This window comes from Bradyrhizobium sp. T-12, from assembly GCF_058314695.1.
In genome coordinates this window covers 645,518-659,760 of record NZ_CM177756.1, presented here as the reverse complement: position 1 = coordinate 659,760, position 14,243 = coordinate 645,518, and the positions used below count along the sequence as shown (strand labels likewise).

The following is a 14,243-nucleotide window of genomic DNA, read 5'->3' as shown; positions in this document are numbered from 1 at the left end:
TCGCTTCGCTCTCGAGCCCCGTCCCCCTATATTGAGTTGATGCAAGACCAGATGCGCAGCTATCTCGACTTTGAAAAGCCCGTCGCCGAGCTCGACTCCAAGCTCGACGAGCTCAGGACGCTGGCTGCCTCCGGCACGGACATATCCGACGAGATCGGGCGGATCGAGGACAAGGCGGCGCAGGCGCTGGCCGACCTCTATCAGAACCTGACGCCGTGGCAGAAGACGCTGGTGGCGCGGCATCCGCAGCGGCCGCATTTCAACGACTTCATCAAGGGCCTGATCACCGAATTCACCCCGCTCGCCGGCGACCGCAAGTTCGGCGAGGACGAGGCGCTGGTCGCCGGCTTCGGCCGCTTCCGCGGCGAGCCGATCTGCGTGATGGGCCAGGAAAAGGGCGATTCCACCGAGAGCCGTATCCGGCACAATTTCGGCATGGCGCGGCCCGAGGGCTATCGCAAATGCGTGCGGCTGATGGAGATGGCCGAGCGGTTCGGCCTGCCGGTGCTGTCGCTCGCCGATTCCGCGGGCGCCTATCCCGGCATCGGCGCCGAGGAGCGCGGCCAGGCCGAAGCCATCGCGCGTTCGACGGACGCCTGCCTCGCGCTGACCGTGCCGAACGTCGCGATCATCACCGGCGAGGGCATGTCGGGCGGCGCCATCGCCATCACCACCGCCAACAAGGTCTTGATGCTGGAGCACGCGATCTACAGCGTGATCTCGCCGGAAGCGGCATCCTCGATCCTCTGGCGCGACGGCACCAAGGCGCAGGAAGCCGCCAACAACATGAAGATCACCGCCCAGGACATGCTCCGCTTCGGGGTGATCGACAGCATCCTGAAGGAGCCGGTCGGCGGCGCCCATCGCGACCCCGCCGCCATGATCGCCACCACCGGCGAGGCCATCGCCAAGGCCTTCGACGAGCTCCGCGGCCTCGACGGCGACGCCATCCGCAAGCAGCGCCGGCAGAAATTCCTCGATATCGGCCGGAAACTGGGCTGATTCGGGCCGATTTCCGTGTCCCGGACGCGGTGCGGCACGAAGTGACGCTCCGCAGAGCCGGACCCATTGCGCGGGCTGGGCCCCAGCTCAGCAGCGCACCGCTAACGCGCTGCGCCGCGTCCGGGGCACGAGAGACCGACCCCGGAACAGCTCGGTAACCCGGCGTTGACCCTTTTTTTGCCCAAATCGGCGATCTGAGTCCTGATGGGGCCGAAAGGCCCAAGTTCCGTCTCAAGTCGCGTCCATTCAGTCTTCGTTGACCATGCCGACGGGCCAACGGGCTCGTGATCCCCGCTCGGGTTGCGACCACATGACCCAGAGGTTAGAATTTTAATCAATGGCTTCAGGGCATAAGCGCTGGGGCGTGAGCTGAAAAAGCCCGTCATGACGGGTCCGGTTGTCCGGTCGGATCACGCGCCAAACGAATTGGGGTTCGCGCTTTCTGTCCGGCACGGTGTGGGGTCCATCTTGATTTCTCGTTCGCTTGCTCGCGCGCTCTTGGCTTCGGTTGCGCTGATGACGGCCAGCGTGCTGCTGGCCGGCTGCGACACCGACCAGGTCTCGCTCGCGACCAACGCCAAGGCCAACCAGCCGGTGCCGCCGAAGCTTCTCGCCGCGATGGTCGAGAAGGACATGGATTTGCAATCGCCGATCCTGGTGCGCCTGTTCAAGCAGGAGGCCGAGCTCGAGGTCTGGAAGCAGACCCGCAGCGGCCAGTTCCTGCTGCTCAAGACCTATCCGATCTGCCGCTGGTCGGGTGACCTCGGCCCGAAGGTGCGCGAAGGCGACCGCCAGGCGCCGGAGGGATTCTACTCGATCAATCCGAGCCAGATGAATCCGCAGTCGGCGTATTATCTCTCGTTCAACACCGGCTATCCGAACGCGTTCGACAAGGCGCTGGGCCGCACCGGCTCGCAGCTGATGGTGCATGGCGACTGTTCCTCGCGCGGCTGTTACGCCATGACCGACGAGCAGATCGCGGAGATCTATTCGCTCGGCCGCGAATCCTTCTTCGGCGGCCAGAAGGCGTTCCAGCTGCAGGCCTATCCGTTCAAGATGACGCCGGTGAACATGGCCAAGCACCGGAACAATCCGAACATGCCGTTCTGGAAGATGATCAAGGAAGGCTATGATCATTTCGAGGTGACGCGGCAGGAGCCGAAGGTCGATTTCTGCGAGAAGAAGTACGTGTTCGATGCGACCCGCGCGCCCGATGCGAAGCGCGATCCCGTGTTCGACGCCTCCGCAAAGTGCCCGGCCTATGTGATCCCCGAGGACGTCGTCGCCGCCGTGCGCGGCAAGCAAGCCAAAGACGAGGCCGAATACGCCAGGCTCGTCGCCAAGGGCACGCCGGTGGCGCGCATGAACACCGGCATCGACGGCGGCATGAACAAGATCTTCGCCGCGAAGATTCCGGAAGGCTCGACCGGCCTGTCCGAAGGCGCCGAAGGCACCACGCTGCAGATGCTGGCGATGGCCAAGGCACCGGGCACGATTCCCGGCCACGTCAATCCGCCCAAGCCGAATCTCGATGCGGTTGCGTCCGCGCCTGCGCCGCAGGAAGAGCCGGTGGTCGCCGTCAGCGCGCCCGCGACCGGCACCCGCGTCGCCACGGCTCAGCCTGCCGAAAAGGCTCAAGAGAAATCCAGCTTCTTCTCGAATCTCGGCCGCAAGATGGGCATGGGCTCATCCGACACCACGGCCACCACGCCGCCGCCGCAAGCGACTGCATCGGTGGCGCCCGCCGCCACGACCACGACACCCACGACCGCAGCGTCGAGGCTGAAAGCCGCCGTGACCCGCTTCGTGCCGGGACACGACAAGTCCAAGGACACTGCGAAGGACGCGCCGAAGCCGGCCGTTGCCGCCGCCAAGCCGGCGGAGCCGGCAAAGCCCGACACACGCCTCGCCCAGACGCGTCCGGCGCAAAAGTCGTCGGCGTTCGACAGCGCGCCGCCTCCGCCGAGCAGCGGCGGCCAACTCTCCGGCGCAGCACCGGTGGTGTCGTCGAACTCGTTCGACAGCCGATTTTCGGCGATGAAGTAAGCGGCGACCGCCGCCCCTGCGGCCCTCGCCTTCCCTCCGCGATAAAGCCGCACGTGCGCAAGAAGGCCATTCTTCCACGCCAGCTGATTGCTGCGCGCGAATTCGCGCGGCCTGACCCGTTTGGGTCATGATTGAGGAATGGCGGGCATCCTAGGATTCCCACCGGCTGAGCCACAGACTCAACAACCCCGGGGGGATTCATGAAGGCCGGAATGCTGACCATTCTTCTGCTGCTGTCCACGCAGGCGTTTGCCGCGGAGCAGACGGCGAGCTACCCGCGCTCGAACATCCAGGTGGCCCAGGCGTCTCCGGCATGTCAGCAAATCCGGCAGGCCTACAACCAGTGCAAGACCAGCTGGCAGAACATCGGCGGCGGAAGCTCCGGCCAGGCCGGCGCCTTCAAGGACTGCATGGACGCCTATTACAAGGCCGGGGTGGCGGCGGGCTGCTGGTGATGAGAACCGCGCTTCTCGCCGTCATTGCCATCCTCATTGGCAATGCCCCGGCGAGCGCGGCTTCCTGCGGCGATCAAGTCATGAAGCGGGTCATCGCGTGCATGGCGGGGGATCTGGATAAAGCGGTCTCCTGCCGCGCTGCCGCTGAAGCCGTGCCATGTCAGCCCGACACGGCCGGCTCGGAGCAGCCTCCTGATCAGGCGCAGGCCCTCAAATGCGGTCCCGGCGAATACCGCTGGATTCCCGGCTACGGCGAGGCAGCCCGCTGCGCTCCCTATGCGAAAGGCAGCGGGACGGTTCAGCGCTCTCGCGAGAGCGGCATTTCAGGTCGATAGGCATGCGATTCATCGTCCGTTGCAACGTCTCCGCCCGGATCAGGCTTGTCTTCGTGCTGCTCGCCTTCTGCATGCTGGGGAGCCAGGTGGTACGGGCCCAAAGCTGCGGGGACGACATCACGCGCGCAGCGGGACTGTGCGTCCAGAAGCGTGGTCTCGATGCGGCACTCGACTGCCGTCAGGCCGCCGTCCGCGATTGCGCCTGCAACACGGCGACCAACCGCTGCTCCGGGGCCGGCGGGTCCTGCAGCGCGCAGCTCGAAGCCGAAGCGAAGATCAATGTCGACTGGATCCTCGCCGATCGCGGCGCGAGAGGGACCTTCGAATCGCACAAGCAGCTCGGTGAATCTCCCTTCGATGCGGCGGTGAGCGCACAAGCTCATAATCCGCCGGTCCAGAAGCTGCTGCGCCAGTGCCGGGGCTGGGTGGAGGCTTATCTCGGGCGCGGCGGGCCTTGCACGCTGTCCGATACCCCGCCCGACGCCGCGGCCTGCCGCTGCATCACCGTCCTGCCGACGGGACAGTTTGATCAGACGGGAGCGCCGAGCTACAAGGTCAGTTCCTCCTGCACCGGGGCTTACAACATATCGGTGCAATTCATCGACGCATCCGCAAGCGGCGCGCCGCCGTCCACGGGGCAGCCCCAACTGGTCTGCCCGTCCAAATCGTTCGTCGTGCGGGCTCCGCAGACCTTCCTCATTCCATCGATCAGCGGCGTGAGGCTACAATCGGCGAATGGGGGCCACACTTGCGTCTGTCGGGACAAGCTGTGCAGTTAGCGTCGCATGAAACGATCGAAGTCGGGCCCAGGCGCAAATGGGGCTGGGTCTTCGTCGTGATCTTCCTGGTCGAGCTGGCGACGTTCGGCACGATCGTGTCGAGCCGCAAGGCAGAGATCAATCAGCTGCAGCTCTTGGCCACCAAGGACACGATTTACCAGACCAACGTCCAGATTCAACGGAGGGAGAAAGAGATCAATCAGCTCTATCTCTGGGCGGCCGTCCTGCTGCCGATGACACTGTTATGCGCGGGATTCGGCTTGCGGCGGCGCGTCACGCTGACGGCGCCGGCTTCGATCACGGAGGGTGGCGATAGCTCGGCGCGTGGCGGCTAGCAACTGGAGCAGGGTCCTTCACAGAGCACTCGAAACGCCGCTTCGCAAGCTCGGCTGCCGAAGTCCACACGTGCCAGCCAATGCCCGCATGCGCGGCTGAAAATTGCACGTGCAAGCCGCGTTGCGAGGACGTAATCAGAATTCTTTCTGCTCCGTCCCATAGAGCCAAAGGCATGCTGCAACGCACTTTCCCTCCTCACGCGATACTTCTTTTCCTTCTCGCGACTGTCGCAATTCCGGTCCAGGCCGCCGAGGGCAGACCGCGCGACGATTTCAAGGGAATGAGCATCGTCGCGCTGATGCAGAAATACGGCCACCCCGACCAGATCGTCGCGTCCGGGCGCCGGGATCAGGACCGGGCCTATCGCTGGCGGTTGAAGACGACCGCCTCCTTCGAAGGACCCGACGAGGCCGGGCGGCACGAGGATTTCTTCTGCGACGTGACCGCCGTCGTTGGGCAGACCGGTCGGGTCAAGAGATTCGAGGCACGACCCGCAGATGTCGGGGCCAGCGCGCTGGCGTCTGCCGAAGCCTTCGGGCCAATGTGCAAGAAGACATTCGGCTCGCGACCGCGCCGGGCTCACGACGAGAAACTGGCCAGGATGCGGCTCTGAGCGGCTGGGGGTAAGCGAAACGGTCCATGGCATCTTGCTATGCAGAGAACCACCTTCGACATATCGCCTGGCTGGAAAAGCGCCACGGCCCAATCAGCGACGAGGTCGTCACGGCCCTGCGAACGCTGATCGGACTGATCTGCCGGAGTGAGGATCCCGTCGAAGCCATACCCTTTCTCGACCGTTGCACCTCGATCCAGGAAAGCCTGCACGGGCCGCAGTCCATCCTGGGCGACCTCAACTCCTGGATCAGCAAGGCAGGCGGCGTCGACTTCAAGCTCGTCGAGCCATTTCAGTTGAAGCGGCTGGCGATCAAGTCCGCGCTCTTTGGTGAGAACAGCCGGCAGACCGCCGGGGAATGCGAGGCCATCGCGCGAAGATGGGCCCTTCTTGGTGACTACGCGCGCGCCGCAGCTCTTCTGGAGCGAAGCATCTCGATCCTCGAGACGATCCACGGCGCCGTCAGCGTCGAGATGGCAGCCGCCGTCGACACGCTCGCCGAGATCGGGGCGCGGCTGAAGAAATGGGAGGCCACTGAGGCGAACCTGCAACGCAGCTTGCATCTGAAGCAAAAGATATTCGGCGAGCGCAGCGAGGAAGCGGCACGGACATTGCTGACCGTCGCCATCACCCACGCAAATTCCAGCAATCTGCAGGACCGCAGGCTCAGGAGCGAGCGTGCGCGCAAGGCCGTGACCGCCTTCGCGCAGGGCCTCGGCATCATGGAGGAGCGGTTTGGATCAGACAGCTTCGAGGTCCGGAAAGCTCTCGCCGCGATGATTTCGGCCTATGTGGATTGTGGAGAGTTCTGGGAGGCCGAACCTCTGCTCAAGCGGCTCCTCGCAATGAGCGAGCAGACCTATGGAAAGGACGCTGCGGCCCTGCTCTGGATTCTCGCCGAGCTCGCCGCCGGCTATGCGCGCGAAGGCTCGCAAGACGCCGAGCCGACCCTGGAGCGGGGCTTCTCGGTGCTGCGGGCATTCCTCGACCCCGCAAAGCCGGCCTCTCGGTACAGAACGGCAGATCTGGCAGGCAACAAGGCGGCGCCCCACGGCGGCGTGCTGGAGACGCTGGTCGAGGCCTCGGAGATGCATCGCCGCAACCTTCGAAAGCGATGGGGAGCGTAGGGCCCGACCTCCGATGACAGATTACAGAACCGAGAAACTGCAATGCCATTGCTGCGGCAAGTCCTCCGAGCATTCCGTGCTCATGAGCTCGAACACGCGCGGCTCACCCGACCTCGACCAGCGGCCGCCGAAAATGTACCGCTGGACCATTGGAAGCTGGCTGCAGGAGTGTCCCTATTGCGGCTACGTGGCCCCGAGCATCGACAAGGGCGACGCGAAGGCGCGCAGCTTCCTCGATACGGCCGAATTCCTCACCGCCTCACGCGACCCATCGTCCGACCCGGCATCGCGCCGCTTCCTGGTGCGCGCCGCGCAGCATGCCCATGACGGCGAACGGAGATCGGCGTTCCTGAGCACGCTGTCCGCGGCCTGGGTCTGCGACGACGCCAGCAGGCCGTCCGAGGCGGCGGCACTCCGCCTCAAAGCCGCACGTCATCTGGAAGGCCCGCGTATCACCTCGCTCGACACCAGGCTGCTCCTGCTCGACGTCCTGCGGCGCGCATCGAGCTGGGAGGCCGCCGAGGCACTGATCGCCGATTTGACGGCCGAAGAGCTGGAATATCCCTTCGCCGAAATCGTCGCCTTCCATCGCGACAAGATCGCGGCCAGGGATGACGCGCGATACACGATCGGCCAGGCGCTCGAGGGGAAGCCTGCGCCGCCGGTCGCGACCTCGGTCGCGGACCCCGAGCTGATCAAAGCCATCGCACGGCACATCCAGATCATTCCGAGCCCGCGGAAGACGTGACCATGAAAGCCGCTTTCCGTTGAATTGATTCGCGTATCCAAAAGGAGCTCCCCTTGATTCGGTCCTCTCGCACCATCCGCCTTTCGGTTTCGGTCGGCACCCTTTTTCTCGCCGCGGTTTCGATCCTGCCGGCCGCCTGGGCGGGCGATTACTGGGAGCCGAAGAATTACGCACCCGTGACCGACCCTGCGAAGCAAAAGCAGATCCACAATGACGGAGCCGCCATATGGAGAGAAGGCAACGAGCTCTACAAGGCCGGAGACTACAAGAAGGCTCTCGAGGTATTCGAACGGTCGATCGTCAAGTACCAGATCCTTCGCCTGACGAACGATATCGAGATCGTCACACGCGCGATAAAGGCCTCGGCCTGCATGGATCGGCTCAACTCCACCGACATCAATCAGCTCAAGGAACTTATCGGGGAGAATGAGGACAAGACGTCGGGCGCGATGACTCCGTACCCGAATTCATGCCTGCCCTTTTCAGACCTGGCGGCCCACGTGCAAAAACGCATCGCGGCTCTTCAGAAGACGAGCAGATGATCCCAGGTCCCGGCGGTTCGAGCTACGGCGCCAGATACCGCATCAGCTCCGGATTGCCCCTCACCTCGCCGGCCTCGCCTTGCAACGCGACCCTGCCGCGGTCGAGCACGTAAGCATAATCGGCGACGCGGAGCGCCAAATCGAGGTGCTGCTCGACGATGATGACGGCGATCGTCTTCGCCAGCTCGATCAGGCGCTCGGTGATCTCCTCGATGACGCCGATCCAGACGCCTTCGGTCGGCTCGTCCAACAGCAGCAGCTTGGGATCCCCCAACATGGCGCGGCCGATCGCGAGCATCTTGCGCTCGCCGCCCGACAGCGTGCCGGCGGGCTGATCGAGGCGCTGGCCGAGTTTTGGGAAGATCGCCAGCACGCGGTCGACGGCGGAGGCGTCCTTGTTCGCGAGCGAGCCGACCGCGAGATTGTCGCGCACCGACAGGCGCGCGAACACCGAATGCTCCTGCGGCACATAGCCGATGCCGGCGCGCACGCGTTCCTGGGTGGCACGGCGGCTGATGTCGCGGCCGTCGAAGGCGACCTCGCCGTTCCACGCCGGCAGCTCGCCGACGATGGTCTTCATCAGCGTGGTCTTGCCGGCGCCGTTGCGCCCGAGCACGGCGACGCCGCCGCGCCAGGGAATGCCGAGGTTGACGTCGAACAGCACCTGGCTCCGGCCGTAGCCGGCGTCGAGATGGCTGATGTTGAGAAATTGTTGCTCAGGCACGGCGCAGATAAATCTCCTGGACGGATGTGTTGGCCTGGATCTCGGACACGGTGCCCGACGCCAGCACCCTGCCCTGGTCGAGCACGGTGAGGCGATCGCAGATGTCGCGAATGAAATCGAGGTCGTGCTCGACGATGACGAGGGAGCAATGCTGCTTGATCGGCTGGAGCAGCTCGCCGGTGACGCGGCGCTCCTCCAGGCTCATGCCGCCGGTCGGCTCGTCGAGCAGCAGCAGTTTTGGCTTGCCCGCGAGCGCCATCGCGATCTCCAGCCATTGCTGCTGGCCGTGCGACAGCGCCGCCGCCGCATCGAAGGCGCGATCGGCCAGGCGGAACTGCGTCAGCATGGACATGACTTGGTCGTGCAGCGCGCCGCGCGTGCGCGAGAACACCAGGTCGAACAGCGAGCAATGCGCCTGCAACGCGAGCAGGATGTTGTCGTACAGCGTCAGCGAGGGCAGCACGGATGTGATCTGGAACTTCAGGCTCATGCCGGCCCGCGCGCGCTCGGTCGGCGTGAACGCGGTGATGTCGGTGTTGACGAAGGAGACCTTGCCTGTGGTCGGCACTTCTGCGCCGGCGATGCACTTCATCAAGGTGCTCTTGCCGGAGCCGTTCGGGCCGATCAGGCCGTGGAATTCGTTCTCGCCGACGCTAAGCGCCGCGTCGTCGAGCGCGGTGAGCTTGCCGAAGATCTTCTTGATGCCGGCGGCTTCAAGGAGCATGGCGCTTCTCTTTTGCTTTGGCGCCGAAGCTGCCGACGCGCTCGCGCTCGCCGAGGACAAAGCTGATCAGGCCGAGGGGACGGAACAGGATCACGAGCAGCAGCAACAAGCCCAGAATGATCGGCCAGACGTCGCGATAATTGTCCGACAGCCAGAAGCTGACGCCTTCGACGATCACGGCACCGATGACGGCGCCGATCAGCGTGCCGGAGCCGCCGAACAGCACGTAGAGCACCACCTGCGTCGAGACGACGACGCCGACCATGTTGGGCCAGACGAAGCCTTCGTGGAAGGCATAGAGGCTGCCGGCGAGCCCCGCGACGCCGCCGCCGATGGTGAAGATGATCGCCTTCAGGTGCTGCGCCTTGTAGCCGAAGAAGGCGATGCGCTGTTCGTTCTCCCGGAGCCCCGCGAGCGCGAGGCCGAATTGCGAGCGCACCAGGAAGCGGCAGAGCAGATAGACGGCGACGAGAATGCCGAGCACGAGATAATAGAACGCCGGCCCTTCCGTGAACTCGTAGCCGCCGAGCGTCATTGGCGCGATCGAGGGGATGCCGTTCTGGCCGCCGAGATAATACCAGCCGCGCGCGAGCCGATCGGCGGCGTAGGAGCCGGTCAGCGTGCCCAGCGAAACGAAGATCACGCTGGAGGGATGCCGGCCCAGCAGCAGGAAGCCGCCGAGCAGCAGCGCGAAGGTGAGGCCGATCAGCGTTCCCGCCGGCAGCACCAGCAGGATGTTGGTGATGTCGAGGTCGCGCGCGAGCAGTGCGACGCCATAGCCGGCCGAGCCGAAGAACAGGGCCTGGCCGAAACTCATGATGCCGGCATAGCCCCAGACCAGGTCGAACGACAGCGCGAACAGCGCGAGGATGATCACGCGCGTCGCGAACACCGTGAGATAGTCCTGCAGCACCAGCGGCGCGAGCAGCGCCGCGACCAGCACGACGCCCTCCACGATCGGCAGGACTTTTCGTCCTACTTTGACTCGGTCCCCGGCCTGTCCCGCCGCCACGCGTTCAGCCATCCCGTCGCCCGCTCCGTCGTCGGCGATGGCCTGTCTTACCACACTCATCGGCTTCAGCATTCCACCTCAGCATTCCGCCTTAGCATTCTTTGGGATCGACGAGGCCTTCGCTGCGGGCGACGATCTCGTAATTGCCGGCCTTGGCGACCGCGGTGTACATCTTCATCTTGCAGTGGCGCTTGCCGGGGACCATCTCGGCAGGCCCGCCCGGACCTTCGGCGATCTTGGCGTGGTCGAGCGCGGCGGCAACCGACTCGCGGTCGATCTTGCCGGCTTCCTTCACCGCCGCTTCCCACAGCTTCAGGCCGCGATAGGTGCCGGTCGCGGCGCTGCCGGCGGCGAACAGGAAGTTGCCCGGAAAATCCTTTTCATAGGCCGCCTGGATTTTTGCGTCGAACGGGTTCTCCTTGGTCAGCACCTTGAAATAGTCGAGGCAGCTGGCGAGCCCCTCGATCTCCGCGGCCTGATTGATGTTGAGCGTGTTCTCGTCATAGTAGACGCAGGCGAGCCGTCCGCCGTTCTTGAGGAAGCCGGCTTCATAGAGCTGCTTGAAGAACGGGCCGACACCCGGCGGAATGACGGTGTTGAAGACGACGTCGACCTTGTTGGAGACGATGCGGTTGACGGTCGCGGAAAAGTCGACCTGGTCGAGCGGGTAGTATTCCTCGAACACGACCTCGCCGCCGTTCGCTTCGATCACCTTGCGGGCATAGACGTTGAGCGTGTGCGGCCAGACGTAATTGGCGCTCGGCAGCGCGAACTTCTTGCCGCCGTTCTTGATCAGCCAGGGGATGAACTCGTCGCATTGCTGCGCCGGTGTGGGCCCGGTGCAGAACAGATAGGGCGTGCACTCCTTGCCCTCGTAGAGCTGCGGATAGATGTAGAGCGTCTTGCCACGCGCCACGATCGGATCCTTGATCGCGTTGCGCATCGAGGAGGTGATGCCGCCCAAGACCATGTCGACCTTGTCGCGCTGGATCAGTTTTCGCACGTTGCCGACGGCGACGGATTCGTTGGAGGCGGTGTCCTCGATATAGAGCTCGAGCGGACGGCCGAGCAGGCCGCCGGCGGCGTTGATCTCCTTGATCACCATCTTGGCGACATTGGCGTCGGCATTGCCGGCATAGGCGATCGGACCGGTGAGGTCGGTGGCGATGCCGACCTTGATCGGCGCTTCGGCCGCATTGGCCCAGGGCGCGGGGATCATCCAGCTGCCGACGCCGGTCGCAACCGCACCGGACGCAAAGGCGAAATTGGAGAGAAAGCGGCGCCGAGAGAGCTGCGTGCGATCGAACATGACTAAACCCCTTTTCCAGCGATGAGGCCCTGCGGGCGGAATTTGATGAAGACAATGGCGAGCACGAAGACGAGGACGTCGGCGACGACGGGCGCCATCACCCAGGGCAGCGCCGCGCTGAGCGTGCCGATGACGCCGGCGCCCGCGACAGGGCCGATGAAGGAGCCGACGCCGCCGACCATGACCGCGACAAAGCCCTGGATCAGGAAGCGCAGGCCGAGATCGGCGAACAGGCTGAACACAGGCACGATCAGCGCGCCGGCAAGTCCGGCCAGCGCCGCACCAAAGGCAAAGGTGGCGCCGTAGATCAGCGGCGTGGAGATGCCGGAGGCGCGCGCCAGCGACGGATTCTCCAGCGTGGCCCGCACGCGCAAGCCGAAGCTGGTGCGCGACAGCAGCAAATAGCAGCCCCCCATCACCAGGAGCGTGATGACGATGATGGTGAAGCGCCAGGCCGAGATGTGCATGGCGCCGATGTCGATCGAGCCGCCGATCGGCTCCGGGACGGTCAGGTAGAAGCCGCCGATCAGCCCGCGAACGGATTCGCGGATGATCAGGCCGAGCGCATAGGTGCCGAGCATGGCGACGATCGGCGCGGCATAGAAGCGGCGGATGATCAGCGCCTCCAGCACGAAGCCGAGCCCGCCGACCAGGAACGGTGCGGCGACCATGCCGGCCCAGATCGGCAGGCCCTTGGCGTAGGCGAGATAGGTGACGTAGGCCCCGAGCAGAACGAACTCGCCCTGCGCGAAGTTGAAGATGCCCATCATGCTGGCGATGATCCCGAGCCCCAGCACGATCAGGACGATGATCGCGCCGAAGCTCAGGATCTCGAACGCTGCGACGAACGCGTTAGCCATGCGTTGCTGTCCCGTCCGTCGGCATCGAAGCCTTGCTCACATCTTCTTCCAGTCGCCGATCTGCTCGAAGGCGTGGGCGGCGCGGTAGATGGTGGATTCCTCGAACATGCGGCCAACCAGCATCAGGCCGACCGGCAGGCCGTCGACCATGCCGCAAGGCAGCGACATCGCGGGATGATGGGTGATGTCGAACGGCGCGGTGTTGGAGATCATCTCCAGCGCGCGGGCGACGTAATCCTCGCGGCTGGCATTAGGCTCCGGCAGCTTGGTCGCCTTCATCGGCGTGGTCGGCATCAGCAGGAGGTCGTAGTCGCCAAACGCCTTGTCGTAGGCCGCGGTCAGCCGGCGCGAGATGTTGAGCGCCTTGCCGTAGAAGCGCGGACCGAAATTGTTGTTGATGTAGGTGCCGAGCATCATGAATAGCTTCGTGGTCTCGGACAGCGAATCGGCCTGCCGGCGCCAGCCGCGATGGAAATCCATCAGCGAGGTCGAATAGAGGTCGCCGCGGGACAGGCCGTAGCCGTCGCCGAACATCATGGTCTGGGTCAGGCCCTCGGTGCCGATCGGGGTCCAGATCGCGCCGCCCAAGAGATGCATCGGGATCGAGACGGTCTCGACGGTGGCGCCCAAATCCTTGAAGCGCTTGGCGGCCTCGCGCACGCTTTCGTTCACCGCGGCTTCCGCGACCGGCTGCTCGAAGCCTTCCTTGACGATTCCGATCTTCATGCCCTTGACGCCCTGGCCGAGCGCCTTGGTGTACTCCTCGACCTTGGGCGCCTTGATGCGCGGATCGTAGCCATCGTCGCCGGCGAGCACTTCGAGCAGCAGCGCGTTGTCGGCGACCGTCGCCGTCATCGGGCCGGTATGGTCGACATAGATCTCGATCGGCATGATGCCGGTGTAGGGGACGAGGCCCCAGGTCGGCTTCATGCCGTAGATGCCGCAGAACGAGGACGGCATGCGGATCGAACCGCCCTGATCGCCGCCGATCGCCATGTCGACCTCGCCGAGCGCGACCACGACGCCGGAGCCCGACGACGAGCCGCCGGCCGAGTAGCCCATCTTGTGCGGATTATGCACCGGCCCGTAGGAGCCGGTGTGGCTGCCGCCGGACAGGCAGAAGTGCTCGCAATGCACCTTGCCCTTGATCTCGGCGCCGGCATCCAGCATGCGCGTGACGATGGTGGCGTCGAAATCAGGCACATAGCCTTCCAGCGTCGACGAGCCGTTGGTCATGGGCACGCCGGCCAGCATGATGTTGTCCTTCAGCGCGACGGTCTTGCCCTTGAGCTTGCCGCTGGCGGCGCCCTTCACGATCGACTTGCGATACCAGGCGTTGCGCGGGTTCTCCTCGGTCGAGGGCCGATAGCCCGGCGTGCGCGGGTACTTCACCTCCGGCAGCTCGTCCGGCATCGCGGCCACGAGATTGTAGGCCTCGATCGAGCCCTGCATCAGGCCGCGGAACGAGGTGACGTCCTCGTCGGTGAGCGATAGGCCGCATTGCTCGGCGACACTGCGAAGTTGGGCTGGCGTGGGAAGGGCAACTGTCACGGCGCTCTCCTGAATTTTCTTTGGCGAACTGGAGCGTGGCCGCCCCGGCGCGATGCACGTACCGGCGGCCTCGCGCAAAC

Annotated in this window: 16 protein-coding genes; 10 read left to right on the top strand and 6 right to left on the bottom strand. The window is 64.8% G+C overall.

Features of this window, described 5'->3' with window-relative positions:
- The first annotated feature begins 39 nt into the window (after positions 1 to 39).
- The 10 genes from AC0WRY_RS03150 to AC0WRY_RS03105 all read left to right on the top strand — a co-directional run bounded on the left by AC0WRY_RS03150 (position 40) and on the right by AC0WRY_RS03105 (position 7,983).
- Positions 40 to 1,002, top strand: a complete 963-nt coding sequence (locus tag AC0WRY_RS03150) for an acetyl-CoA carboxylase carboxyltransferase subunit alpha (RefSeq protein ID WP_194405619.1) — start codon at positions 40 to 42, stop codon at positions 1,000 to 1,002.
- A gap of 468 nt (positions 1,003 to 1,470) precedes the next feature.
- Positions 1,471 to 3,048 (top strand): L,D-transpeptidase family protein, encoded by a 1,578-nt coding sequence (locus AC0WRY_RS03145; RefSeq protein WP_246776404.1) that lies wholly within the window; start codon positions 1,471 to 1,473, stop codon positions 3,046 to 3,048.
- Positions 3,049 to 3,260: 212 nt separating this feature from the next.
- A complete protein-coding gene (locus tag AC0WRY_RS03140; protein WP_194405618.1) occupies positions 3,261 to 3,503 on the top strand; it encodes a hypothetical protein in 243 nt (80 codons plus the stop codon).
- Complete coding sequence (locus AC0WRY_RS03135) at positions 3,503 to 3,838, top strand: hypothetical protein (RefSeq protein ID WP_194405617.1); 336 nt, start codon at positions 3,503 to 3,505, stop codon at positions 3,836 to 3,838. Before AC0WRY_RS03140 ends, AC0WRY_RS03135 begins: the two co-directional genes overlap by 1 nt.
- 2 nt (positions 3,839 to 3,840) lie before the next feature.
- Positions 3,841 to 4,617 carry a hypothetical protein gene (locus tag AC0WRY_RS03130; protein ID WP_491122657.1) on the top strand — a complete coding sequence of 259 codons (777 nt, stop codon included), beginning with the start codon at positions 3,841 to 3,843 and terminating at the stop codon, positions 4,615 to 4,617.
- Positions 4,608 to 4,952: a hypothetical protein gene (locus AC0WRY_RS03125; protein WP_194405615.1), complete on the top strand. Its 345-nt coding sequence runs from the start codon at positions 4,608 to 4,610 to the stop codon at positions 4,950 to 4,952. The genes AC0WRY_RS03130 and AC0WRY_RS03125 overlap by 10 nt, the downstream gene beginning before the upstream one ends.
- A 281-nt stretch (positions 4,953 to 5,233) precedes the next feature.
- Positions 5,234 to 5,566, top strand: coding sequence for a hypothetical protein (locus AC0WRY_RS03120; RefSeq protein ID WP_194405614.1), 333 nt, complete (start codon positions 5,234 to 5,236; stop codon positions 5,564 to 5,566).
- A 26-nt stretch (positions 5,567 to 5,592) separates the two neighbouring features.
- Entirely contained in the window at positions 5,593 to 6,693 is a 1,101-nt protein-coding gene (locus AC0WRY_RS03115) for a tetratricopeptide repeat protein (protein ID WP_194405613.1), read from the top strand.
- A 13-nt stretch (positions 6,694 to 6,706) separates the two neighbouring features.
- Entirely contained in the window at positions 6,707 to 7,441 is a 735-nt protein-coding gene (locus tag AC0WRY_RS03110; protein WP_194405612.1) for a hypothetical protein, read from the top strand.
- Positions 7,442 to 7,494: 53 nt separating this feature from the next.
- Positions 7,495 to 7,983, top strand: coding sequence for a hypothetical protein (locus tag AC0WRY_RS03105; RefSeq protein WP_194405611.1), 489 nt, complete (start codon positions 7,495 to 7,497; stop codon positions 7,981 to 7,983).
- A gap of 22 nt (positions 7,984 to 8,005) precedes the next feature.
- On the opposite strand, the gene AC0WRY_RS03100 is transcribed toward AC0WRY_RS03105, so the two are convergent.
- From AC0WRY_RS03100 to AC0WRY_RS03075, 6 genes are read right to left on the bottom strand one after another with little or no spacing between them, the layout of a single operon-like run.
- Entirely contained in the window at positions 8,006 to 8,707 is a 702-nt protein-coding gene (locus AC0WRY_RS03100; protein ID WP_194405610.1) for a branched-chain amino acid ABC transporter ATP-binding protein, read from the bottom strand.
- Positions 8,700 to 9,431, bottom strand: coding sequence for an ABC transporter ATP-binding protein (locus tag AC0WRY_RS03095; protein WP_194405609.1), 732 nt, complete (start codon positions 9,429 to 9,431; stop codon positions 8,700 to 8,702). The genes AC0WRY_RS03100 and AC0WRY_RS03095 overlap by 8 nt, the downstream gene beginning before the upstream one ends.
- Positions 9,421 to 10,515: a branched-chain amino acid ABC transporter permease gene (locus tag AC0WRY_RS03090; protein ID WP_194405608.1), complete on the bottom strand. Its 1,095-nt coding sequence runs from the start codon at positions 10,513 to 10,515 to the stop codon at positions 9,421 to 9,423. The genes AC0WRY_RS03095 and AC0WRY_RS03090 overlap by 11 nt, the downstream gene beginning before the upstream one ends.
- A gap of 19 nt (positions 10,516 to 10,534) precedes the next feature.
- A complete protein-coding gene (locus AC0WRY_RS03085; RefSeq protein ID WP_194405607.1) occupies positions 10,535 to 11,752 on the bottom strand; it encodes a substrate-binding protein in 1,218 nt (405 codons plus the stop codon).
- 2 nt (positions 11,753 to 11,754) lie between these two features.
- Positions 11,755 to 12,612, bottom strand: a complete 858-nt coding sequence (locus AC0WRY_RS03080) for a branched-chain amino acid ABC transporter permease (protein ID WP_128919114.1) — start codon at positions 12,610 to 12,612, stop codon at positions 11,755 to 11,757.
- A 36-nt stretch (positions 12,613 to 12,648) separates the two neighbouring features.
- Positions 12,649 to 14,163, bottom strand: coding sequence for an amidase (locus AC0WRY_RS03075; protein WP_491122656.1), 1,515 nt, complete (start codon positions 14,161 to 14,163; stop codon positions 12,649 to 12,651).
- Between the last annotated feature and the right edge of the window lie 80 nt (positions 14,164 to 14,243).